The 19,942-nt window shown below is 71.5% G+C and carries 25 protein-coding genes; 12 read left to right on the top strand and 13 right to left on the bottom strand.

The genetic code is table 11. The features are described from left to right. Positions 1–39 precede the first annotated feature (39 nt). The gene (locus ACN28G_RS12040) at positions 40–360 is read right to left on the bottom strand and encodes a hypothetical protein (protein ID WP_421479137.1); all 321 of its coding nucleotides are present in this window, start codon (positions 358–360) and stop codon (positions 40–42) included. Continuing rightward, positions 357–653, bottom strand: coding sequence for a DivIVA domain-containing protein (locus tag ACN28G_RS12035; RefSeq protein ID WP_421479136.1), 297 nt, complete (start codon positions 651–653; stop codon positions 357–359). The genes ACN28G_RS12040 and ACN28G_RS12035 overlap by 4 nt, the downstream gene beginning before the upstream one ends. A gap of 322 nt (positions 654–975) precedes the next feature. Between ACN28G_RS12035 and ACN28G_RS12030 the strand changes: the two genes are divergently transcribed. From ACN28G_RS12030 to ACN28G_RS12020, 3 genes are all read left to right on the top strand, one after another. Next, on the top strand, positions 976–1,215 hold the full coding sequence (locus ACN28G_RS12030; RefSeq protein ID WP_091438848.1) for a winged helix-turn-helix domain-containing protein: 240 nt from the start codon (positions 976–978) through the stop codon (positions 1,213–1,215). Positions 1,216–1,285: 70 nt separating this feature from the next. Further along, positions 1,286–1,525, top strand: a complete 240-nt coding sequence (locus tag ACN28G_RS12025; protein ID WP_421479135.1) for a winged helix-turn-helix domain-containing protein — start codon at positions 1,286–1,288, stop codon at positions 1,523–1,525. A gap of 285 nt (positions 1,526–1,810) precedes the next feature. Further along, a complete protein-coding gene (locus ACN28G_RS12020) occupies positions 1,811–2,821 on the top strand; it encodes a hypothetical protein (RefSeq protein WP_421479134.1) in 1,011 nt (336 codons plus the stop codon). Positions 2,822–2,906: 85 nt separating this feature from the next. Here ACN28G_RS12020 and ACN28G_RS12015 read toward each other — a convergent pair whose 3' ends face one another. Further along, the gene (locus tag ACN28G_RS12015) at positions 2,907–3,191 is read right to left on the bottom strand and encodes a hypothetical protein (protein WP_091438838.1); all 285 of its coding nucleotides are present in this window, start codon (positions 3,189–3,191) and stop codon (positions 2,907–2,909) included. Beyond that, on the bottom strand, positions 3,191–3,496 hold the full coding sequence (locus ACN28G_RS12010) for a hypothetical protein (RefSeq protein ID WP_421479133.1): 306 nt from the start codon (positions 3,494–3,496) through the stop codon (positions 3,191–3,193). The genes ACN28G_RS12015 and ACN28G_RS12010 overlap by 1 nt, the downstream gene beginning before the upstream one ends. A gap of 99 nt (positions 3,497–3,595) precedes the next feature. On the opposite strand from ACN28G_RS12010, the gene ACN28G_RS12005 reads away from it, so the two are divergent. After that, positions 3,596–4,141, top strand: coding sequence for a hypothetical protein (locus ACN28G_RS12005; RefSeq protein WP_421479132.1), 546 nt, complete (start codon positions 3,596–3,598; stop codon positions 4,139–4,141). Here ACN28G_RS12005 and ACN28G_RS12000 read toward each other — a convergent pair. Then, the gene (locus ACN28G_RS12000) at positions 4,138–5,769 is read right to left on the bottom strand and encodes an ISAzo13 family transposase (RefSeq protein ID WP_421479131.1); all 1,632 of its coding nucleotides are present in this window, start codon (positions 5,767–5,769) and stop codon (positions 4,138–4,140) included. The two genes, ACN28G_RS12005 and ACN28G_RS12000, sit on opposite strands and share 4 nt — an antisense overlap. A gap of 32 nt (positions 5,770–5,801) precedes the next feature. Beyond that, positions 5,802–6,032, bottom strand: a complete 231-nt coding sequence (locus ACN28G_RS11995; RefSeq protein WP_421479130.1) for a hypothetical protein — start codon at positions 6,030–6,032, stop codon at positions 5,802–5,804. 454 nt (positions 6,033–6,486) lie between these two features. Here ACN28G_RS11995 and ACN28G_RS11990 point away from each other — a divergent pair, with 454 nt between their 5' ends. Beyond that, the gene (locus ACN28G_RS11990; RefSeq protein ID WP_091438836.1) at positions 6,487–7,077 is read left to right on the top strand and encodes a restriction endonuclease; all 591 of its coding nucleotides are present in this window, start codon (positions 6,487–6,489) and stop codon (positions 7,075–7,077) included. Between the two features lie 38 nt (positions 7,078–7,115). On the opposite strand, the gene ACN28G_RS11985 is transcribed toward ACN28G_RS11990, so the two are convergent. After that, positions 7,116–7,646 carry a hypothetical protein gene (locus ACN28G_RS11985; protein ID WP_421479129.1) on the bottom strand — a complete coding sequence of 177 codons (531 nt, stop codon included), beginning with the start codon at positions 7,644–7,646 and terminating at the stop codon, positions 7,116–7,118. Between the two features lie 335 nt (positions 7,647–7,981). Here ACN28G_RS11985 and ACN28G_RS11980 point away from each other — a divergent pair, with 335 nt between their 5' ends. The 3 genes from ACN28G_RS11980 to ACN28G_RS11970 all read left to right on the top strand — a co-directional run bounded on the left by ACN28G_RS11980 (position 7,982) and on the right by ACN28G_RS11970 (position 9,684). Beyond that, complete coding sequence (locus ACN28G_RS11980; protein ID WP_421479128.1) at positions 7,982–8,566, top strand: hypothetical protein; 585 nt, start codon at positions 7,982–7,984, stop codon at positions 8,564–8,566. A 123-nt stretch (positions 8,567–8,689) separates the two neighbouring features. Then, complete coding sequence (locus ACN28G_RS11975; protein ID WP_421479127.1) at positions 8,690–9,052, top strand: nuclear transport factor 2 family protein; 363 nt, start codon at positions 8,690–8,692, stop codon at positions 9,050–9,052. A 59-nt stretch (positions 9,053–9,111) separates the two neighbouring features. After that, the gene (locus ACN28G_RS11970) at positions 9,112–9,684 is read left to right on the top strand and encodes an ester cyclase (RefSeq protein WP_091438827.1); all 573 of its coding nucleotides are present in this window, start codon (positions 9,112–9,114) and stop codon (positions 9,682–9,684) included. A 25-nt stretch (positions 9,685–9,709) separates the two neighbouring features. Here ACN28G_RS11970 and ACN28G_RS11965 read toward each other — a convergent pair whose 3' ends face one another. Next, positions 9,710–10,576 (bottom strand): TetR family transcriptional regulator, encoded by an 867-nt coding sequence (locus ACN28G_RS11965; protein ID WP_421479126.1) that lies wholly within the window; start codon positions 10,574–10,576, stop codon positions 9,710–9,712. Positions 10,577–10,673: 97 nt separating this feature from the next. Between ACN28G_RS11965 and ACN28G_RS11960 the strand changes: the two genes are divergently transcribed. Together ACN28G_RS11960 and ACN28G_RS11955 are read left to right on the top strand one after the other, a co-directional pair. Continuing rightward, positions 10,674–11,633 (top strand): ABC transporter ATP-binding protein, encoded by a 960-nt coding sequence (locus ACN28G_RS11960; protein WP_421479125.1) that lies wholly within the window; start codon positions 10,674–10,676, stop codon positions 11,631–11,633. Beyond that, complete coding sequence (locus tag ACN28G_RS11955; RefSeq protein ID WP_091438817.1) at positions 11,630–13,255, top strand: ABC transporter permease; 1,626 nt, start codon at positions 11,630–11,632, stop codon at positions 13,253–13,255. The genes ACN28G_RS11960 and ACN28G_RS11955 overlap by 4 nt, the downstream gene beginning before the upstream one ends. Before the next feature lie 209 nt (positions 13,256–13,464). On the opposite strand, the gene ACN28G_RS11950 is transcribed toward ACN28G_RS11955, so the two are convergent. Genes ACN28G_RS11950 through ACN28G_RS11935 form a run of 4 tightly spaced genes read right to left on the bottom strand, consistent with a single transcriptional unit; the run spans position 13,465 to position 16,882 of the window. Beyond that, positions 13,465–14,244 carry an HD domain-containing protein gene (locus ACN28G_RS11950; protein ID WP_091438814.1) on the bottom strand — a complete coding sequence of 260 codons (780 nt, stop codon included), beginning with the start codon at positions 14,242–14,244 and terminating at the stop codon, positions 13,465–13,467. Between the two features lie 27 nt (positions 14,245–14,271). Continuing rightward, positions 14,272–14,853, bottom strand: coding sequence for a GerMN domain-containing protein (locus ACN28G_RS11945; RefSeq protein ID WP_421479124.1), 582 nt, complete (start codon positions 14,851–14,853; stop codon positions 14,272–14,274). Then, a complete protein-coding gene (locus ACN28G_RS11940) occupies positions 14,850–16,205 on the bottom strand; it encodes a sensor histidine kinase (RefSeq protein ID WP_421479123.1) in 1,356 nt (451 codons plus the stop codon). Before ACN28G_RS11940 ends, ACN28G_RS11945 begins: the two co-directional genes overlap by 4 nt. After that, on the bottom strand, positions 16,202–16,882 hold the full coding sequence (locus tag ACN28G_RS11935) for a response regulator transcription factor (protein WP_091438802.1): 681 nt from the start codon (positions 16,880–16,882) through the stop codon (positions 16,202–16,204). The genes ACN28G_RS11940 and ACN28G_RS11935 overlap by 4 nt, the downstream gene beginning before the upstream one ends. Positions 16,883–17,069: 187 nt before the next feature. Between ACN28G_RS11935 and ACN28G_RS11930 the strand changes: the two genes are divergently transcribed. Then, positions 17,070–17,468, top strand: coding sequence for an STAS domain-containing protein (locus tag ACN28G_RS11930; RefSeq protein WP_175440559.1), 399 nt, complete (start codon positions 17,070–17,072; stop codon positions 17,466–17,468). Positions 17,469–17,589: 121 nt separating this feature from the next. Continuing rightward, positions 17,590–18,180, top strand: coding sequence for an STAS domain-containing protein (locus ACN28G_RS11925; RefSeq protein ID WP_091438795.1), 591 nt, complete (start codon positions 17,590–17,592; stop codon positions 18,178–18,180). 247 nt (positions 18,181–18,427) lie between these two features. Here the strand turns inward: ACN28G_RS11925 and ACN28G_RS11920 are convergent, their stop codons facing one another. Then, positions 18,428–19,852, bottom strand: coding sequence for a pectate lyase family protein (locus ACN28G_RS11920; RefSeq protein ID WP_421479122.1), 1,425 nt, complete (start codon positions 19,850–19,852; stop codon positions 18,428–18,430). Positions 19,853–19,942: the final 90 nt, after the last annotated feature.

Genomic DNA, 19,942 nt, shown 5'->3' with positions numbered 1-19,942 from the left:
CGTTAGGTAGACGGGGGTGCCCTGCTTTATCGATTGATGCTAATCGACGGCACGGGTCTTGTGGGGCGTTGGGCCGAGCGTGTCGGTGGCTCGTCGCCTGCTCTGCGTCGGTAGGGGTGGCGGTGCGGCGGGGCGGAGGCCGGCGAACTGGACGTAGATCTCGCGTTTGGCGGTGGCCAGGCCCGCCTGGTCGACGACGTAGCCGGTCAGCCAGACCCAGCCGTGGTACGTCGGCTGGTCGCTGACGGAGACGACGCGGAAGATGAGGGCGCGGGCCCCGGCGAACTGCACCGAGGCCCGACGGTCCACGATCAGCAGGTCACCGGGGCGCGGGCGGGCCGGGGTCGGCGCACCACTCACCAGCGGCCCTGGTGGGGCGGGGTGAACTCCTCCGGCGGGCGACACTCCCGGGCGTGCATGGTCTGCCAGTCCCGCAGCGCCCGCTTGAGCCGATCGTTCTCCTGACCGAGCAGCCGTACCTCCTCGTGCAGGGCGGCCGGCTCGTCGGCCAGCCTGGCCTGGAAGTCGCGTACCTCGGCGGGGTCGAGGCCGCGCCACCGCGGCTCGAACCGCCGGTAGCGCACCTCGCGGGGCGTCAGCCGGGCCGGCCGGCCGGTCCCGAGGGGCTGGCCGGAGCGGTACACCTGAGCCACGACGATCCTTTCCGGAGCATGGGGGAGCGCGGGACGTGACGCGGTGGGGTGGAGGCGGGGCCGTCCACCGCCGGCTGCGGACGGCCCCGCCGGCCACGCCGTCGCAGCCCCAATCGGCGGTACGACCACACGGCCAGCCCTGAGCGGCCGGAACGGGTACGGGCACGACGCACGCACCCGCCCCGACCGGAGGGGGTGAGCCGTACCCGTTGCCACGCGAGGACGACTCTCGGTAAACATAACTAGGGAACATGGTGAAGTCAAAGAACTTTGTGGAGATGTTTTGGTTGTGGTCGAATCGGGTTGCCACGCGAGGAGTGACATGCCCGAGTCAGCCGGATATCTACGCATCGCCGACGACGTCATCACCGACGTGCAGGCCGGCAGGCTCAAGCCAGGTGACCGCCTGCCCTCGGTCGACGAGACCCGCAAGCGCTACGGGGTCAGCTACGGGACCGTCCAGTTGGCCTACGTGCGGCTGGAGGCGTTGCGGGTGATTCGGCGGCACCAGGGCAAGGGCGTGTTCGTGAACGATCCCCGGCTGTGGATGCGCGAACCTTGAACCTCGCTCGGCCAAACCTGCATACCTCGGCTGGGCGGACGACAGCCTGCGCCGACTCCCGAGGAGCGCCATGCCTTCGACCCCTGACTACATACGTATCGCCGAGGACATCGTCGCCGCCGTCAAGAGCAAACAGCTCAATCCCGGGGAGAAGCTGCCCTCGATCGCCCAACTGGCGGCGGACAACGCCGTCGGGACCACCACGATCCAGATGGTCTACGTCCGGCTGGAGGCGTTGCGGGTGATTCGGCGGCACCAGGGCAAGGGCGTCTTCGTGAACGACCCTCGACTGTGGACGCGCGAGCCCTGACGCTCCGGCAGCGCCGGCAGGCGACAGCTTCCTGGTTGTAGTGGTCTCGGGCGGACAGGTGGGGACAACATCCTGGTTGTTGTGGGACATCTGTGACGGTGGTGCCCCACGGCGCTCGGTGAGTGTCACAACGGGCGGCGATCGGGCCGGGGTCGGGGCCGTCAGCCGGTGGCGGGCACCTCGCGGGGGCGTGGGGAGGGTGGACCGGCGAGTGCTTCGGGTGGTCCAGCGGGGCGCGACGTGGTAGGTCGGTCTGAGTGAGCTGCTTGGGTATTTTGGATCTTCGTGTCCGAGGACGGGACGATCCGAGAGGTAGCGCTGATGGTCAACGGGGTGCGGGTGGGGCTGCCGCAGTGGCGGGGACGGGCCGAGTCGGACGTCGACACCCTGCGTGCGGAGATCACCGACTGGGTGACCTCCACCGCGCTGCGGGATCTGGTGGAGTGCTTCGGGCAGCGGTGGCCCACCGGTGACATCGGCGCGGTGTTGACCGGGCTGGAGGAGATCTCGGCCCGGCACTGGGACTTCCGGCGTGGCCGGGAGCGGGCTGCGGCCGTACCCACGGAATTTTCGGTGGAGGTGACCGCGCGGGTGGTGGCGGCGGCTGCCGCGCTCGGGTTGCGCCACCGTGACCTGCCCGACGGGCGGGCCTACGATCACGTGCTGATCCACGGCGGGCTGCTGCGGGGTTGCCTGGCGCGGGCCGGTCACGCGGCCGGGCTGCTGGACGGGAGTATCGACAGTCCGGAGGTCTGCGGGCTGGGCAGCTTCCGGCCGCTGACCGCGCCGGAGCGGGCGATGGCGGTGGAGTGGGCGCTGGGGGAGTGCGGCGACGAGTTCGACGCCATGGACATCGCCGTGCGCGCGAGCTTTCCCGACGCGGTGCGCGGTGGCGACTCCGGGGCGATGGTGGCCGACCGGCCGCAGGACTCCTGCCGGACCCGGGAGTACCGGACGCCGGGGGGTACGCGGATCCGGGTCCTCGCCGCGCCCTCCTCCGACCCGGGGCGTCGGGCCAACACCGCCGACACCTGCACCTTCTGGGCGGAGTCGGTGGGGCGGCTGGGACCGGGACAGCGGGTCCTGCTGGTCACCACGGAGCATTTCGTGCCGTTCCAGCATGCCGACGCGATCCGGGTGCTCGGCATCCCGTACGGCTGTGCGGTGGAGACGATCGGTGTCGACCCGGCGGGCATGATGAACGGCCGACCCGGTCCGGCCCTCACCGCCGCCCACTACCTCCAGGAGATCCGGTCGGCCATCCGGTCGATGCGACTGCTGGTCGCGGGGCTGTGACCGATCGGCCTCTTCCCGGCAATGGGAACGTGCTCGCACTGCTCCCCGAAAGCGCCTCAGCGCTGACGACAACCTGGCGCGGTGATCAAACCGCGAGGTGATAGTCCGGAACCGCAGGTACGCGTTCGGCAGCTGCGGTAGCCAGGGAGCGGACGATGGCACCGGCAGGTATGACGGCCCGTGAGATGTGGATGCCCTCCAGACAGGTGTCACACCAGAAAGAGGCGTATCCGACGTCCATGTCGGGCGGTCCCGTGAAAACGAGCCGTAGCGTGGAGCGGCCGCAGTTCGGGCAGGGCAGATCGGATGAACCTGGCGAAGTACGGTAGACGTGATCGTAGGCTTCAAGCCAGTCGTCGAAACTCGCCATCAACGGCTCCCGTCAGGTCGCTGGGGCTGATTCTCCCACCACTGTTGCTCATGGATGTAGGCACGGTCCTCGAAGGCCTCGGCCTGCTTGGCTGTCGGGTAGGGGAGGCCGCTCCGAAGCTCCGAGACGTGGAAGCGTTCGTGTTCAAGGGTACGGGCCAAGTCTTCTTCGCTGCGGAAAGCATCGCGGCAAAGCGTGACGGATTGGTCCGGTTTCGTTACCCCGCATACGCCCGACATTCTGTTGTTGATACTGACCTGGATGTCAGAGATATCGATGTGGTACTTGCTTGCGATCGTCTGCACCGACTGAAGGTTCATCGGCATTCGTGGCCCGGCGCCTCTTCTACGTACCCTGCTCAGAGTATCGACGTCGGCTGGCGCTGACCCCAGCCGTTGGAGTGCTTGTTTGAGGTTGTTGATGAGGTCGGCGAGGCGGCGGGTGGTGGGGATGAGGTGGCGGAGGCTGGTGATGAGGGCGCGGAGGAGTTTGCTGATGCGGGCGGCCCAGGCGGCGACGAGGGTGGTGACCTGTTCGATGACGAGGGGGGTGGCGAGGCCGGCGGTGGCGACGAGTTCGATGGCGTACACGGTGAGGCGGGAGACGCAGGTGGCGATGGCGTCGCGGACGAGGAGTCGGACGGCGGCGACGAGGCCAGCGCTGGTTTCGGTGATGGTGGCGAGGGTGTCGGCGGCGTGGGCGAGGCCGGTGATGGCCTGGTGTTGTTGGTGGGCCCAGGTGCGGTAGGCGGTGGCGGCGGGGCCGTGCCAGTCGGTGAGGTCGGTGCGGGTGTCGCGGGTGAGGTCGGCGGCGTCGTCGTGGAGGCTGGCGGCGGTGTTGCGCCAGGTGTGGGCGTGGGCGGTGATCTGGGCGGGGTCGCCGGCGAGCCAGTCGAGGGCTTCGGTGAGGGGTTTGACGTGTTCGATGAGCCAGGAGTTGTAAATATTTAACTCGTGGGTTTGGTTGTGGTGGGTGGGGTGGCGCCGTGTTCGGCTGCGTAGGTGTAGAGGGCGTCGAGGGTGTGGATTCGGTGTGTGGTGGTGGGGGTGGTGTGTCCGGCTCGTTGGAGTAGTCGGCGGGTGTGTTGGATGTGGCGGTTGAGGGTGTCGGCGCGGATGCCGGTCAGGGTGGCGAGGGTGATCTGGGATAGGCGGAATCGGTGGTGGAGGGTGGTGATCAGGAGCTGGTCGGCGGTGGTGAGTGTGGGTGCGGGGCCGCGGCGGGTGGGGTGTTGGTGGTGGAGGGCGGTGAGGATGGTGATGAGGTCGTTCCAGTCGGTGGGGGTGTGGCCGGTGAGGGCGGGGTGGTGGAGCCAGGTCAGGTCGGGGTGGGTTCGTGGTGGTCGTGGTGGTGTGGGGGGTTGGTCGGTTGGTGGGGGTTGCAGGGTGTAGTTCCAGTCGGGGTGCCAGTGGTGGGGGTGTAGTGGGAGTGCGGCTAGTTGGTGGTTGCTGACGGTTTTGCCGAGGTCGTAGGTGTTGGTGTCGAGGTGGGCTTGGACGTGGAGTCCGGTGCGGGTGGTGGTCGCGGCGATGTACTGGACGACGACGTGGTGGCTGGTGAGGGGTTGGCCGCGCCAGTTGTGGGTGATGTGGGAGAAGAGTCGGTGTTCGATCTTGTTCCATTTGGAGGTGCCGGGTGGGAGGTGGCAGACGGTGATGGTCAGGCCGGTTTGTGCTGCCAGTGTGGCTAGTTCGGCTTTCCAGGTGCGGTTGCGGTAGCTGTTGGAGCCGCCGGCGTCGGCGGTGATCAGGAGCCGGCGGGCGTGTGGGTGGTCGTGGCGGCCGCGGTTGTCCCACCAGCGGCGGATCGACTCGACGGCGAACGTGGCGGTGTCGTGGTCGGTGCCGACGTTGACCCAGCCGTTGTTGCCGGTCAGGTCGTAGATTCCGTAGGGCACCGCCCTGCCGGCGTCTGGATCGGGGAAGTCGTGGCTGCGTGTGGCGGTCGGTTGTCCGCGTGGGCGCCACTGTCGGCCGGGGTTGGCGTAATCGCCGAGTTGTTCCTTCTTCTTCGCGTCCACGCTGATCACCGGATCGGTCGTGTGCTGGTGCTGTTTGACCTGCTCGTTGAGGTAGCGGAACTGCTCGTCGCGATCCGGATGCCGATGGCCTTCCAAAATTTTGGCGTTGGCCTGCAGACTGAACCCCTGCTCCCGTAACAGGCCACCCACGGTGGCCGCGCTGACCCGATGCCCCTGCCGGGTCAGTGTCTCGGCGAGGCGTCGAGTCGACGCGGTCGTCCACCGCAACGGCGACATGGGATCTCCCCGCTCGTCCGGTTCGACCAACGCCATCAACGCCGGCAACAGACCCGGATCCTTTTCCACGGCCCGTTTCCGGCCACCGCCGACCCGGCGCACCCGACCCAACACCGGCGCACCCGCGTCCAACTCGTCGATTCCCACCGAGACGGTCGCTTCCCGGACCCCCGCCACCCGCGCCACCACACGGATCCCACCACGGCCCAACGACCGGGCCTCCGCCGCCAACAACAGACGACGCTGCCGCTCATTCAGATGCGGCAGGATCACCCCAAGCTTCACCGCGAGCACTCGTTGAACATCAGCCGTTATCGACATACCAGATCAACGAACCAAAATACGCGAAGCTACTACTTATTTCTCCGCAAGCCCCAGGCGATGCCGTACTGCAGGAGGGCGCCGGGGGGGTCGGAGACCAGGGCGAGGCTGTCGAGGCTGGCGCTGATGACGCCGAGGGTGCCGTCGATCCAGTTGCCGTCGCGGATGCCGGTGTGGATGAGCTCGATGTCCTCCAGGATCCAGACGCCGGCCCAGGGGGCGGGTCCGGTCTCTGCCGCCGCGGCGATCAGCGGGTTGGTCACCGCCGCTGCCGGACCACATCGGGCAGAATCGTCCGCTCCCGCACGCGGGCCCCCTCTGTGGACACTCGTGACAACGAGTGACTGTAACGTACCGCTGGGGGTTCGATGAACTGCCTGGACATCGCGCTCCCAGGGCACGGGTGACCCGGCCAAAGTGCGGTTCCGTTTCGCCGAGATCCGGCGTCTGTTCCGTACTGCGCTCGCGTAGTGCGGGCGGCCCTGTCCTCAAGGGCCCCGACGGGTGACGGATAGCTGACAGCGGCGGTGCGAGCGGGGTCGTTCTGTCCGATGGGGACGGCAGGATGAGGTTTCCCCTTGGAGGTGCCTCGTGCCGTACGTCAGAGCACATACCCGTCGAGATGGTGCCCGGGTCCGTGCCCACCACCGCAAGCGGCGGCGTGCCACGGGGGCGACCCGGCGTCGTGGCCGGGCCGGTGCGGCCACCACCGGCAGCATGGTGCCCTGGCTGGGCGCGGCCGGGCTGGTCGTGCTGCTCCTGCTCGCGGTGCTGAACTTCGTGCAGCGGCACCCGTACTGGTCGATCTTCCTGCTGTTGCTGATCGTCGCTGGTGCTGTCGCGGTTCTGCGGGCTCGCGCGGGGCGGCGGGCGCAGCGTCGGGCCGAGCAGCTTGAGCGGGACCGGGCTATCGGCGTCACCGACGGGATGACCGGGTCCGAGTTCGAGCACTGGTTCGCCCGGTTGATGGAGGCGTCCGGGTTCCGCGACGTCCAGGTCCGCGGGGGCGCGGGGGACCGGGGTGCCGACGTCGTGGCGAAGACGCCCGACGGGCGTCGGGTGGTGGTCCAGTGCAAGCGACAGAGCCTGCACAACCGGGTGGGCAGCGCGGCGATCCAGCGTTTCGCCGGAACGTGTCGGGACATCCACGGCGGCCAGTTGTGCATGATCGTGACGAATGGGTTTTTCACCGCTGGCGACGGGGTGCGACTCGCCCAGCAGCTCGACATCCTGCTGATCGATCGGCGGGCGTTGGAGGCGTGGGCGTGGACGCGGGTCCCCCCAACGGGGCTTCTCGTCGCTGGTTGAGAGGGCGCAGTGGTACGGGCATGGGGGCGGGCCGCTGGTCAGCGTCGTGGGCCGTTTCCGTCGGCGCAGCGGCGACCGGAGCGATCGGGTGGGAGGGGCGGGGGCGTCGCCGGTGCGGAGGAGTTCCCGGCGGCCGGCGGCGATGTGTCAGGGTGTCTCCGCGCGAACCAGTCCATGGCGGCGGCAGCTGCTGCTGCGGTGGCTGACTGCTGAGCGGGCGTCGGCACGGGAGGCCCGTACGTGAGCTGTTTGATGACGATCTGCTCTGCCACCTGATCGTTGAGTGTGCTGATGGACTCCTGGATCGCGCTGTCCAGCGTGGCCCGGTTGAGCTGCGCCCGCCGCAGGTCGACCAGGTCCTGGACGATCCCGGTCGTCCACAACTCCCGGCTCGCCCAGTCCTGCTCGAGCTGCTTGACCCTGGCACGTACGTCCGAGTCGCGGGCCACCTCCCGCTGCACCCAGGAGGGAAGCCGATCGAGGTCCTGCCGCACCGCCTCGTCGAGGAACCTGCGGGTCCGGTCGACAAGCGACGGTGGGTCCGGTTGTTCGGCGGCACTCGGTGACATCTGCTCTCCCAGGTGCAGGACGGTCTTCTGCCCGCTCTACGGGGGACGGGGGAGGGTGGTTCGGAAACTGGGAGCATCGGTTGCCGGGTCTTGCACCCCGGCCGTGGCGGTGCGCCGTCACGATCCGGCACTGACCGGAGTGGAACGGGACCGCCTCGACGCCGCAGCCGCTCTCGTCGCCCGCCGGACCTCGGACGTCCCATCGGACACCCGCCGCTGACCCCACCGGCGAACCGAGCGGGTACGAGCCGCGTGTCGAGTGCGTCGGGTGGTTGGTCGACGAACGGCGAAAGCGGCTTCACCGGCGGTTGCCCGGTGGTGGCAGGCTCGTCGTCGTGAATGTTCTTCTTGCCCAGCTTCCCGCGCTACTCGGTGTGCTGGTCGGCACGCTGGGGACCATCCTCGCCACCTCGCTGGCCGACCGCGGCCGGTGGCGGCGTGGCCAGCGGGTCCGCTGGGACGAGCGCCGGCTGGAGGCGTACGTCGAGTTGTCCCGGGCCGTCAAGGAGATCCACGCCGTGTCGACGCGGATGCTCGTCGCGGCGCGACCGGACCGGTCGGGCCACGCCATCGAACGCGAGGAAGGGTTGGCGCGGCTCGCCGAGGCGGACGTGCGGAACACCCTGGCCTGGGAGAACGTGCTGCTGCTCGGGGACGCCGCCACTGTCGAGGCCGGCCGGGGCTGGCGGGAGGCGGTCTGGCGGATCGAGCGGATGGCCCATGACCCGAACGGGCAGGACGATCACGGGACGAGGCTCGTCGACCTGAAGGGCCGGGCCGATCGGGCCAGGGACGCCTTCTACCAGGCTGCCCGGACCGGCCTGGGTGTCCCGGGTGGTTCGGTGGCGCAGTCCGACTGGCTGGCGGCCCGCCACGAACACCGGGTGGGCGCGGGCCTGGCGTCGTCCTGGCACTCCTGATCGCGGCGGGCCCAGCGGCAGAAGCTCGGGGTGGGGCCGGTCATCGGCGTGAACCGAGGACGGCGGCGCACCCGCGGCGTCATGATGGCCCTCGGGGTGCGGGCCGGGTCGAGGAGGTGCGGGATGGGCGACGAGCTGCGGCGACGCTCGGCGGAGGAGGTGTTCCGGGAGCATCTGCGGTTGGCCGCGGAGCACCGGTTCGTCGAGGATATCGAGCGTAACCTCGCCCCGGACTGCGTGATCCTGGAACGTCGGGGGGTGTTCCGGGGGCCCGGCGGGGCGCGGCAACTGGCCCGGTGGCTCGCCGAGGAGCTGCCGGGCGGCCGGTACACGTACCAGAATCTGCTGGTCGACGGGCGGTTCGCGTTCCTGGAGTGGACGGCGCAGGCCGACGGGGCCCGGGTGCGCGACGGCGCGGACTCGTTCGTCATCGAGGACGGGTGGATCGTGGCCCAGACGATCCACTACACCGTGGAGCCCGCCTGACCGGTCGGATGGGGTATGAATGAGGGCCACCGTCGTCTCTTGATCCACTGAGGAGTTCCGTGGCCGTTCCACCCCTTCCCCCCGAGCACGTACTGCTGGCCCGGGAGAAGCTGGTCCTCGACCACTTCCACGACGAGGTCCGCCAGGACTGGGACCAGGTGCTGTCGACGTTCCCGCACCCGCACTACGAGTTGATCGCCTCGATGCGGGTGCACGACGGCGACCGGGCGGTGCGGGACTACTACCACGAGACCAGGGTCGCCTTTCCCGACCAGGATCACGAGATCATCGCGATCCGGCACAGCCACGACGCGGTGATCGTCGAGTTCTGGCTGACCGGCACCCATCTCGGCCCACTGGGCAAGATCCCGGCCACCGGAGGCCGGCACCGGACCCGGATGACCGCCTACTTCATCTTCGACGCCGACGAGAACCTGGTCACCGAGCGGGTCTACTTCGACCAGCTGAGCATCCTCAAGCAGGTTGTCGCCGGCCTGGACCGGCGTCGGCCCCGTGACCTGCTCACCCTGCTCAAGGTCGTGCGCGGGATGCTGGCGATGGCCGGCGGCGAGCCGGACCCCCGGCTGCAGGCCGGCGGCCAGCCCGGGACGCCACCCGCTGTCGCAGAATAGTCTCACAATCGTCGCATAATCTGTCTCACCCGGCGGCGAGGTGGCGGTAGACGGTGGCCCGGGAGACCCCCAGGTGGGCCGCGATCTCGTCGGCCGAGTGCGCGCCGTCGGCGTACATCCGGCGGGCCGTGGCGACCTGGGCGGGGCTCATCGCCGGGGGGCGTCCGGACCGCCGCCGGCCGCCGCCCGGCCCCGGGCCGGGGCGCGTCGCGCTCCGGCCCCCGTCGCCCGCCCCGGTCGCCTCGACCCTGACCTCGACCGCAGCCCCCGCCCGTGACCTGGGCGCACCGTCGGCCGGGGCCGGCGGGCCGTCGGTTGCCGCCGGCGCGCCGCCGGTCCTCGCCGGCGGGCCGTCGGCGAAGAGCCGGCGGGGGCCGTCCAGCATGTCGGCCCGCAACACCTCGTCCGGTACGTCGTCGAAGAAGACCACCGGGTCGCTGCACATGGCGATCGCCTGCACCGCCCGGACCTGGTCCCGACGGCTGGCGTTCGGGCCCGCGACCAACTCGTTGGCGCGCATCGCGATGCGCATCAGCCGCTGGAAGGTGGGGCCGTGACTGAGCATGTTGATGTCGTGGAAGAGCATGCCCAGCGACCGGCTGTGCCGCAGCATGGTGTCGATCCAGCCCTCGACGAGCACCCACCGGGCCCGCTCCGGCGCGTGCCTCCCGGCCTCGACCAGCAGCCCCTCCAGATCGGTGAGCATCGGCTCGACCAGGTCGAGCACCAGGTGTTCCTTGGTGGGGAAGTGGTAGAGGATGGCGGCCTTGGTCAGCCGGAGCCGGTCGGCGATCTCGCGCAGCGAGGTGCGTTGGTACCCCTGTTCGGCGAAGCGCTCCAACGCGGCCCGCAGGATCCGGCTGCGGGTGTCGTCGGGTGGGGCGGTGTCCACCGGTCCAGCGTAGTCCGCTTGCTGACCGGTGCTTGAAATGCCTGACCGTCGGTCAGTACCGTGGCTGTGTCCGGTCCACCACGACGGGGAGTGCCACATGACCGTGATCTCAGTCGACGACCTGGTGAAGAGCTTCGGCCGTACCCGCGCCCTGGACGGCCTCGACCTGCACGTCGAGGCGGGGGAGGTGCACGGCTTCCTCGGCCCCAACGGCAGCGGCAAGTCGACCACCATCCGGATCCTGCTCGGCCTGCTGCGCCACGACTCCGGCACGGTCCGCCTGCTCGGCGGCGACCCGTGGCGGGACGCGGTCGCCCTGCACCGGCGGTTGGCGTACGTGCCCGGCGACGTCAACCTGTGGCCGAACCTCACCGGAGGCCAGGCGATCGACCTGTTCGGCGCGTTGCGCGGCGGCCTGGACCGGCGTCGTCGGGACGAGCTGCTGAGCCGCTTCGAGCTGGACCCGACGAAGAGGTGCCGGGCGTACTCCAAGGGCAACCGGCAGAAGGTGGCGATCGTCGCGGCCCTCGCCTCCGATGTGGAGCTGCTGGTGCTGGACGAGCCGACCTCCGGACTCGACCCGCTGATGGAGTCGGTCTTCCAGGCCGAGGTACGCCGGTTCAGCCAGGCCGGCGGCACGGTCCTGCTCTCCAGCCACGTGCTGGCCGAGGTGGAGGCGCTCTGCGACCGGGTGAGCATCATCCGCGACGGCCGGACCGTCGAGCACGGCACCCTGGCCGAGCTGCGGCACCTCACCCGTACCTCGGTCACCGTCGAGACCGACCGGCCACTGACCGGGCTGGACCGGCTCACCGGGGTGAACGTGGCCACCGCCGGTGCCCACCGCGCCCACCTGGAGGTGGAGCCGCAGCACCTCGCCGGACTTCTCGCCCACCTGCTGCCGCTGGGCGTCCGGACGCTCACCAGCACCCCGCCGACCCTGGAGGAGCTGTTCCTGCGCCACTACGGCGGGCCGGGGCCCGACCTGGCCACGCCGCCCCCACCGGTGCCGCCAGCTCCGCCCGCCGTACCGGCGGACGTGCGGGGTGAGCGGTGAGCGCCGTGACCGGCACCGGCCGGCTGGTCCGGCTGGCGCTGCGCCGGGACCGGGTCAAGCTCGGCCTCTGGGTGTTCGGCACGCCGCTGCTGGCCAACGCGCTGGCCGCGAGCATCGCCGGGATCTACCCCGGTGAGTCCGAACGCGTCGCCTACGCCCGCACCGCGACCAGCAGCCTGGTCGCCCGCGCCTTCAACGGGCCGGTACACGGCACCAGCCTCGGCTCGGTGGTGACCACCGAGTCCTTCCTCACCCTGTCGGTGCTGGCCGCCCTGCTGAGCACCTTCGCCGTCGTGCGGCACACCCGGCAGAACGAGGAGACCGGCCGGGCCGAACTGCTCGGCTCCGCCGTGGTCGGCCGGTACGCGTTGCTCACCGCCGCCCTGCTGGTGGTGATCGGAGCGAACCTGCTGACCACCGTCGGGGTCGCGGTGGCGCTGGTCGCCGCGGGACTGCCGGTGGCCGGTTCGGTCGCCGCCGCGGCGGCCGTCGGCTCGATCGGTATCTCGTTCGCCGCGGTCGCCGGCCTCACCGCGCAGTTCTCCGGTACGTCCCGGGGCGCCAACGCCCTCGCCGCGCTGGCCGTCGGGGTCGCCTTCGCGCTGCGCGCCGCCGGTGACGTCTTCGGGCAGGTCAGCCCGGACGGGTTGAGCTACACCAGCGGCTGGCCGTCCTGGCTCTCCCCGCTCGGTTGGGGCAACCAGCTCCGCCCGTTCGACGGGGAACGGTGGTGGGTGCTGCTGCTGCCGGTCGGGTTGCTGGTGGTCGCGGTGGTGGCGGCGTACCGGTTGACCGACCGGCGGGATCTCGGCGCGGGACTGCTCGCCGACCGGCCCGGCCCGGCCACCGCCACGGCGGCCATGCGCAGCCCGATCGGGCTGGCCTGGCACCTGCAACGCGGGGTGCTGCTCGGCTGGGCGGTCGGCATCGGGGTGCTCGGCCTCGCGATGGGCGCGGTCTCCGACGAGATCGACGACATGGTCGCGGAGAACCCCACGGCGGCCGAGATGGTCAACCAGCTCGGCGGTGGCGCGGTGCTCGTCGAGGCGTACCTGTCGGCGATGCTGGCGCTGTTCGCCCTGACCATCGGCGGGTACGTGGTGCAGGCGCTGCTGCGGGCGCGTACCGAGGAGACCGACGGGGTGTTGGAGGCGGTGCTGGCCACCTCGGTCGACCGCTACGCCTGGCTCGGCGCGCACCTGCTCAACACCGTCCTCGGCGCCACCCTGCTGACGGTGGTCGGTGGGGCCAGCACCGGGCTCGGACAGGGGCTGGTCACCGGGGACCCGGTGGGCCGGACGGTCGACCTGAGCGCGGCGGCCCTGGTCCGGCTGCCCGCGCTGCTGGTGCTGGCCGGGATCGTGGTGGTGCTGATCGGGGTGCTGCCCCGCTGGTCGGTGCCGCTGTCCTGGGCGACGCTGCTGCTGTTTCTGCTGGTGGGGCAGCTCGGCGCGGTGTTGGAGCTGCCCCAGCCGGTGCTCGACGTCTCCCCGTTCACCCACGTGCCGGCGGCACCCGCGGTCGACGCGACGGCGCTGCCGCTGGTGGTGCTGACCGCGGTCGCGGCGGCACTGGCCGGGGCCGGACTGGTCGCCTTCCGTCGCCGCGACCTGACCCCCTGACCAGCGTGCCTGCCCGCGTCGCGGCCGGGCTGACCCGCGTGCCCATGCCCGCGCGCGGCGGGGCTGACCCGCGTGCCCATGCCCGCGTGGCAGCTGGGCCGATCCACCTGACCGCTCACGTGGCGGCCGGGCCGAGTCGCGTGCCCGCACGCGTCGGGCGGTGAGCGGGGTACCCCTCTCGACCGGATGCGTTAAGAGGGGGCCCTTCCTTACTCCAAAATGGCGGTGAAGCGTTGTTCGGCCAGGTCGAGCTGGTCGAAGATGTGCTGCTTGACCGGCGCGGACAGGGGGGTGTCCGGCCGGCCGGCCAGCTCCCGCAGCAGCGGCACCAGCGGGCGGTACTTGGCCGCCCAGTGGGCCACCCGGGGACCGACGGCGTGGATCACCCCGACCCCGTTGTCGGTGAAGTCCGAGAGCTTGATGACCCGGGCCCACGGCTCGGTGTCCAGGCTGGCCGCCACGTGCTCGCGGTACTGGGTGTTGCGGTCGCGGGTCGGGTCGTACACCGGGTTGGTGACCGCGGCGACCAGCCGGGCGACCCGGGGGCCGAAGCGTCGGGCCAGCACCGCCAGCGCCGCCGTGCGGGCCCGGACCCCGGCGGTGTCCGCGTCGACCGGGCCGTGGGCGGTGACCGGCTGCGCCCCCGACGTCACCGCGACGCCGGCCGGGTCGAGGGCGGCCAGCTCCGCCGGGTGGTCCTCGACCGCGTCGTGCAGCAGCCCGGCCACGATCACGTCCACGTCGCGCACCTGGTAGTGGTGCGTCATCCGGATCGCCACCCGCAGCAGGTGGTTGAGGTACGGCTCGCGGACCCGCCGGTCGTCGCGGTGCAGCTCGGCGGCGAGATCGAGCGCCTCGGTCAGCCGTTGCCGGTCGGCCGGGTCGAACGCCGCGATCTCCAGGGCGAACCGGGCCCGCAGGCCGGCCTCACCGTGGATCTCGGTGATCGCGTGCATCGGCATGGAGGCCAGGTACGCCGGGAATTCCATCCGTAACTTATAACCCAGTACGCACCGTCAGCGGTGCACGGGATAGTCGGAGACGGTGAGCGGGCCGGTGGAGAGCGACCCGTCCGCCCGGGGCACCCCCAGCCGGCGGCTGTCGTGCAGGAAGGACACCCCGTCGACGTCCGGCCGGGCGGTCAGTGTGCAGACCACCTGACCGAAGGCGAGCATCTCGTCGGTGCGGCCGGTGTCGACCAGCCCGTCGGCGACGTCGACCAACGCCTCCCGGCCGACCAGACGTACCCCGGTGATCCGGCTGGCTCCGGTGAGCGCGGTGCTCAACCCCGCCTCGCGTTCGGCGCTGGTCGGCCCGTCGGCGAGGAACCGGATCTGGTCGACGGGCGTCGCCGCGTCCGACACCTGTCGGTCGACCCGCACGAGCTGCTCGTCGCGGACGAAACAGATCGTCTCGGTCAACTGCCCGGTCGGTTGGGCGGCCGGGCTGGTGCCCACCGGATGCGGGCCGCCGGGCCGGTCGATGACCCGGGGCCGGTCCTCCGCCGAGACCCCGCAGCCGGCCAGCAGCATCGCGGTGACCGCCAGCAGCCCCAGGTCCCAGGTCAGCCGTGGGTGCACCCGTGCCCGCGCCCTCATCCGCCCTCCCGGGCCAGGCGCACCTGGAAGCGGGCGCCGCCGCCGGGCCGGTCGGTCACCTGGGCGGTGCCGTCGTGCGCGGCGGCGTGCTGGGCCACCAGGGCGAGCCCCAGGCCGGTCCCGTCGCCGGCGCCCCGCACGTGGGCGGCGCGCCCCCGGACGAACCGGTCGAAGATCACCTCACGGTCCTCCGGGCGGATGCCGGGCCCCTCGTCCTCGACGGTCAGCAGGTGGTCGTCAGGTCCGGTGCCGAGGCGGACCGCGCACACCCAGCCGCCGTACCGCTGCGCGTTGTCGACCAGGTTGGACAGCAGCTGGGTGATCCGTCGCCGGTCGACCCGCCAGACCGGGTCGGCGCCCCCGTCGAGGGTCACCACGTCGCCCGGCACGCCCTGCGACTGGCACACCTGACGGGCCAGGTCCACCATGTCGACCGGTCGGCGGTCGGGGGGCTGGTCGCTGCGGGCCAGCTCGATCAGGTCGTTGACCAGGGCCTGGAACCGGGAGATCTCGGCGTTCACCAGGTCCACCGCGGTGCCGCTGCGCTCGTCGAGCCGGTCCCGGCGACGACTGAGCACACTGGCCGCAGCCTCCAGGGTCTGCAGCGGGGAACGCAGCTCGTGGCTGACGTCGGCGGCGAACCGGCGGTCCCGTTGCATCCGGGCGGAGAGCTGGTCGACCATGCCGTTGAAGGAGGCCGTGAGCCGGGCCAGGTCCGGCTCGGTGGCGGGGTCGAGCCGGGCGGTCAGGTTACCGGAGGTGATCTCCTCGGCCGCGTCGGTGACCGAGCGCAACGGCCGGAGCACGTACCCGGTGGCGTGCCGGCCCAGGGCGGCGGCGGCGACCGCGGTGCTCAGCGCGACCAGGGTCAGCACGATGGCCAGCACCCGCAGGGTGTGCTGCAGCTCGGCCAGCGAGTCCACCTCGTAGAAGGTCGTGCCGTCGGCCAGCGGCACCCCGACCACCAGGGCCGGCGCGCCGCCGGCCTGGACCCGTTGCACGGCGGGCTCGCCCTGCTGGGTGAGCTGTTGCAGGGCGGCGGGGATGGCCGAGGTGATGCCGGCGTCCAGGTTGCGCGCGTACCAGGTGCCGTCGCGGTGCAGCACCGCGCGCCGGTCCCCGCCGGTGTCCAGCGAACGCAGGATCTCCAGGATGTCCGGTTGCTCGGCGGCCAGGCCCGACTGCACCACGGTCGAGTCCAGGTACGCCGCCTGTACGGCGGTGCGTTCCCGCTCGGCCAGCAGCGAGCCCCGGGTCACCTGGTAGCTCACCAGCGCGATCGCGGTGGACAGGGCCAACGCGCCGGCGGTGAAACCGGCCGTCACCCGGGTCCGCAGGCCGGTGCTTCTCACCGCTGCAACTTGTAGCCGAGGCCCCGGACGGTGAGCAGGTACCGGGGGCGGGTGGTGTCCTGCTCGATCTTCTGCCGCAGTCGGCCCACGTGCACGTCGACCAGGCGTTCGTCGCCGACGGTGTGGTCCCACACCCGTTGCAGCAGCTGCTGGCGGGACAGGATCCGGCCCGGGTGCTGGGCCAGCTCGCAGAGCAACCGGAACTCGGTGCGGGTGACCGACACCGGCTCGCCGCGTAGGCGTACCTCACCGCCGTCGGGGACTATCTCCAACTCGCCGAAGACCAGGCTCGGCACCGTCGGCTGTGCCCCGACCACCCGGCCGCGCCGGCGCAGGGCCCGCAGCCGGGCCGACAACTCCTTGATCGCCACCGGTTTGACCAGGTAGTCGTCGGCGCCGGCCTCCAGCGCCGCGACGATGTCGTGGGTGTCGTCGCGGGCGCTGACCACCACGATGGCCACGCCGTCGTTGCGGCGTAGCTGCCGGATGCACTCGAAACCGTCCACTCCGGGCAGCATCAGGTCCACCAGAACGGTCTCCGCCGGCCGGCTGCGCTGCTCGAGCAGCCCCTCCTCGGCGGTGGCGACCCCCCGTGCCTGGTAGCCCTCGTCCTCCAGGGCGAGCAGCAGCGACAGGCGGATCCGGTCATCGTCCTCGATCACCAGCACTCCGGTCATCTGGCCATCATCCGGGCCGTCGGTGGTGTGGCCAAATCGCCCCCGATTCGTCCGCCGCCGTCCGGTTGTCATGAAACCGTCACATCTCTGCGTGGTCGTTGCCACATGTCTGCCGCAAGCTCGGCGCAGCCGCCGAGCAACGGTCGGGCGGCCGGTGGTCACGACGTGCCGGACGTGGGAGGTGCGGATGAGCAGGGCCCGGAACACCGGACGGATCGATCCGGCCCGGCCGCCCGCGACCGAACTGGTCGAGGTGGCGTTGACCGAGCCGCTCGACCTGGCCGCCGTGGCAGAACTCGGTGCGGTCCTGGACCGGGTGCTCGCGCTACGCCCGACGCGGTTGGTGATCGACCTGACCTCCTGCGCCAACATCGACGCCGCCGGTATCGCGCTGCTGCTCGACGCGCACCGCCGGATGTTCTCCCTCGGTGGCCGGCTCGTCCTGCGCTCACCGTCGTCCCGGCTGAGCCGGCTGCTCCAGGTCGCCCAGGTCGACCAGGTCCTGTACGTCGTACCGGCACGGGCGGTCGCATCGACCGGCCACGACGGTACGGCTGTCGGTTCGAGGGCGGAGACCCGGGGTTGACCGCGTCCGGCGGCGGCCCGCGAGGGGTGCCGGGCGGGGACGGCACCGGTTCGGGCCGGCCCCGCCACGCACCAACCGTCCACCCGGTCCGGGTGGGCGGACGCGTCACCGGAGGTGCCACATGACTGTCGTACCCGGCCTGCGCCCCGACACCGTGCAGCTCATCTGTGACTGTTGCGGCAACACCCAGACCGAACGCACCACGCACCTGCGGGAGCCGGACCTGGTCTGGCCGGTGATCGCCGAGAGCGCCTGGAGCGGGTCCGCGTTCGCCACCGGGCCGCACCGCTGTCCGCGCTGCCCGACCGGCCCGCTGGACACCCCGACCGGGGGCCAGTCGGCCGGTCCGGTCGAGGCGCGGACCTGGCAGGTGGCGGTCGACCGGCTGCCCGGGGCGGTGGTGGTCCGGCCCAACGGCGACATCGACCTGGCGGTGGCCGAGCCGCTGCGCGAGGCGCTGGCCGAGGCGATCACGGCCGACCGTCCGGTGCTGCTCGACCTCTCCCGGGTGGACCTGATCGACTCCACCGGGCTCGGCATCCTGGTCCGGGCCCACAACGACGCCCGGCAACGGGGTCTCCCGCTGTGCCTGGTGGCGCCGTCGCGGTTCGTGCTCACCGTGCTGCACACCATGCGGCTGGACACCGTCTTCCTCACCTTCGACGAACGCGACCAGGCCCTGGCCGGACTGGCCGCCGCCCGTTCGGACTGACCCTCGGCGCGGGCCCGCACCGTCCCGCGCCGGTCCGGTGGCCGCCCGGCCCGGAACCCGCCCCTCCTCCCGTCGGACTCGCACCGGTCCGGTGGGAACGTCGGCGACGTTCCGTCTCCGGTCGCCACCACGGTCGCACCGGGCCGACACCGTGACGGTGTCGGCCCGGTGCGACCACGCGGACCGAGCGGCGGGACGCGGCGGGGATCGCCGGCCCGACCCTGGCCCGGCGACGTGGCGTCGGGAGTCAGACCGGCAGTCGGTCGGCGCCGGCCAGCAGCGGTACGGTCAGCGGCACCAGCGCCGCGGGCAGCACCGGCCCGGCCCGCAGGGTCGGGGTCCAGCCGGCGTCGGAGCCCAGGTCCGGCTCGTGTGCGGCGTTGTAGGCCGCGACCAGGTCCACCGGGCGGGCCCGGTCACCGGTGGCGCGTACCCAGTTGCCCCGGGTGGTGATCGCGGTGCCGCCCCAGTCGTACAGCAGGTCCGCGGCGGCGATGTCGGCGCCGAGGGCGAAGTAGTTGTTCTCCGCGTACACCGCCGACTGCACGCCGACGCCGACGGCGTACTCGAAGCCGGGGCCGGCCAGCCGGTAGAAGTTGTTGTAGAGGTCCACCTGGCCGAAGCGCACCCGGGGCAGCCGTTGCAGCACGCCGTCGAAGACGTTGTGGTGCAGGGTGACGTTGAGCCGGCCGACGTCCGGTCCGACGGTGTTGGAGGAGCCGATCAGCATCAGCTTGTCCCGCCCGACGAACCGGTTGAACGAGGCGGTGACCAGGTTGGCGGTGTGGGTGATGTCCAGCGACCCGTCGTGCACCTGGTACGGCCGGCCGAAGTAGCTCGGCTGGGCGCTGTCCGGGTTGTCGCCGTCGGTGAAGGTGTTGTGGTCGACCCAGACGTTCGCGCTGCGCCGCACCGAGATCTGGTCGTACTGGGAGTTCCAGTTGCCGGTCTCACCGTCGGTGGGTGACCAGGCCGGGAAGCAGTCCCGGGCGTCGTCGAAGGTGAGGTTGCGCACGATGACGTTGTCCGCGGTGTCGATCATCAGGGTCAGCCCGGTCAACGTGGCCCCGCGCAGCCCCACGATTGTGGTGTTCGGCCCGACGTTGATCTGCGTCTGCCGGGTCTGGTTGGCCACCGAACGCACCCGGGCGGCCTCCAACGGCCCGCTGGGCGCCACCCGTCCCCAGCCCGCCGGGTCGTACGCGGCCAGGTAGGCGGGCAGGGAGTACTCCGGGTCGGCGAGGTCGTCGCAGCCCAGCGGTGCGCCGTCGGGGCCCTCGAAGCCGTCGACGGCCCCCTCGACGTAGATGATCTTCGGGGTGTCGTTGAGCCGGTTGGTGGCGTTGTCACCGCCGAGCGCCCGGACCAGTCCGGCCCGGTCGCGTACCAGGTGGACCTGGTCGGCGGTGGCCGTGGAACCGCCGGTGGTGCCCGGTCCGGCCGCGGCCCAGCCGTCACCGGCCGGCAGTGCCTGGCGACCGAGCAGCCGCGCGGCGAGGGGGACCTTCGGTTGCGCGCCTGCGGCGGCCGTGTGTGCCGCGACCGACGCGGCGGTGTGTGTCCCGGTCGTCGCGGTGCGGGCAGCGGTGGTGGTCCCGGCCGCCGCGGCGGGCGCGGCGCTGGTCAGGAGCAGGGCCGCGGCCATCGCCGCGCTGGTGGTGGTACGGCGCATGGGCGTTCTCCGAGCTTCTCGGGGATGAGTTTCGAAGTGATGTGCCTCGATGTCTAGCGGTAGGGAGAAACGCTCAAAAGAGTCAATGAC

It is taken from the genome of Micromonospora sp. WMMA1923 (genome assembly GCF_049179195.1).
Lineage (GTDB): Bacteria > Actinomycetota > Actinomycetes > Mycobacteriales > Micromonosporaceae > Micromonospora > Micromonospora yangpuensis.
This window is presented reverse-complemented; position numbering and strand designations above follow the sequence as displayed.

Excerpts from the sequence above, each read along its gene's own strand:
- ACN28G_RS12030 (WP_091438848.1), top strand. The coding sequence starts at position 976 with ATGCCCGAGTCAGCCGGATATCTACGCATCGCCGACGACGTCATCACC.
- ACN28G_RS12025 (WP_421479135.1), top strand. The coding sequence starts at position 1,286 with ATGCCTTCGACCCCTGACTACATACGTATCGCCGAGGACATCGTCGCC.
- ACN28G_RS12015 (WP_091438838.1), bottom strand. The coding sequence starts at position 3,191 with ATGGCGAGTTTCGACGACTGGCTTGAAGCCTACGATCACGTCTACCGT.
- ACN28G_RS12000 (WP_421479131.1), bottom strand. The coding sequence starts at position 5,769 with ATGTCGATAACGGCTGATGTTCAACGAGTGCTCGCGGTGAAGCTTGGG.
- ACN28G_RS11990 (WP_091438836.1), top strand. The coding sequence starts at position 6,487 with ATGGTGCCCTGGCTGGGCGCGGCCGGGCTGGTCGTGCTGCTCCTGCTC.
- ACN28G_RS11985 (WP_421479129.1), bottom strand. The coding sequence starts at position 7,646 with ATGTCACCGAGTGCCGCCGAACAACCGGACCCACCGTCGCTTGTCGAC.
- ACN28G_RS11975 (WP_421479127.1), top strand. The coding sequence starts at position 8,690 with ATGGGCGACGAGCTGCGGCGACGCTCGGCGGAGGAGGTGTTCCGGGAG.
- ACN28G_RS11960 (WP_421479125.1), top strand. The coding sequence starts at position 10,674 with ATGACCGTGATCTCAGTCGACGACCTGGTGAAGAGCTTCGGCCGTACC.
- ACN28G_RS11950 (WP_091438814.1), bottom strand. The coding sequence starts at position 14,244 with ATGGAATTCCCGGCGTACCTGGCCTCCATGCCGATGCACGCGATCACC.
- ACN28G_RS11945 (WP_421479124.1), bottom strand. The coding sequence starts at position 14,853 with ATGAGGGCGCGGGCACGGGTGCACCCACGGCTGACCTGGGACCTGGGG.
- ACN28G_RS11935 (WP_091438802.1), bottom strand. The coding sequence starts at position 16,882 with ATGACCGGAGTGCTGGTGATCGAGGACGATGACCGGATCCGCCTGTCG.
- ACN28G_RS11930 (WP_175440559.1), top strand. The coding sequence starts at position 17,070 with ATGAGCAGGGCCCGGAACACCGGACGGATCGATCCGGCCCGGCCGCCC.
- ACN28G_RS11925 (WP_091438795.1), top strand. The coding sequence starts at position 17,590 with ATGACTGTCGTACCCGGCCTGCGCCCCGACACCGTGCAGCTCATCTGT.
- ACN28G_RS11920 (WP_421479122.1), bottom strand. The coding sequence starts at position 19,852 with ATGCGCCGTACCACCACCAGCGCGGCGATGGCCGCGGCCCTGCTCCTG.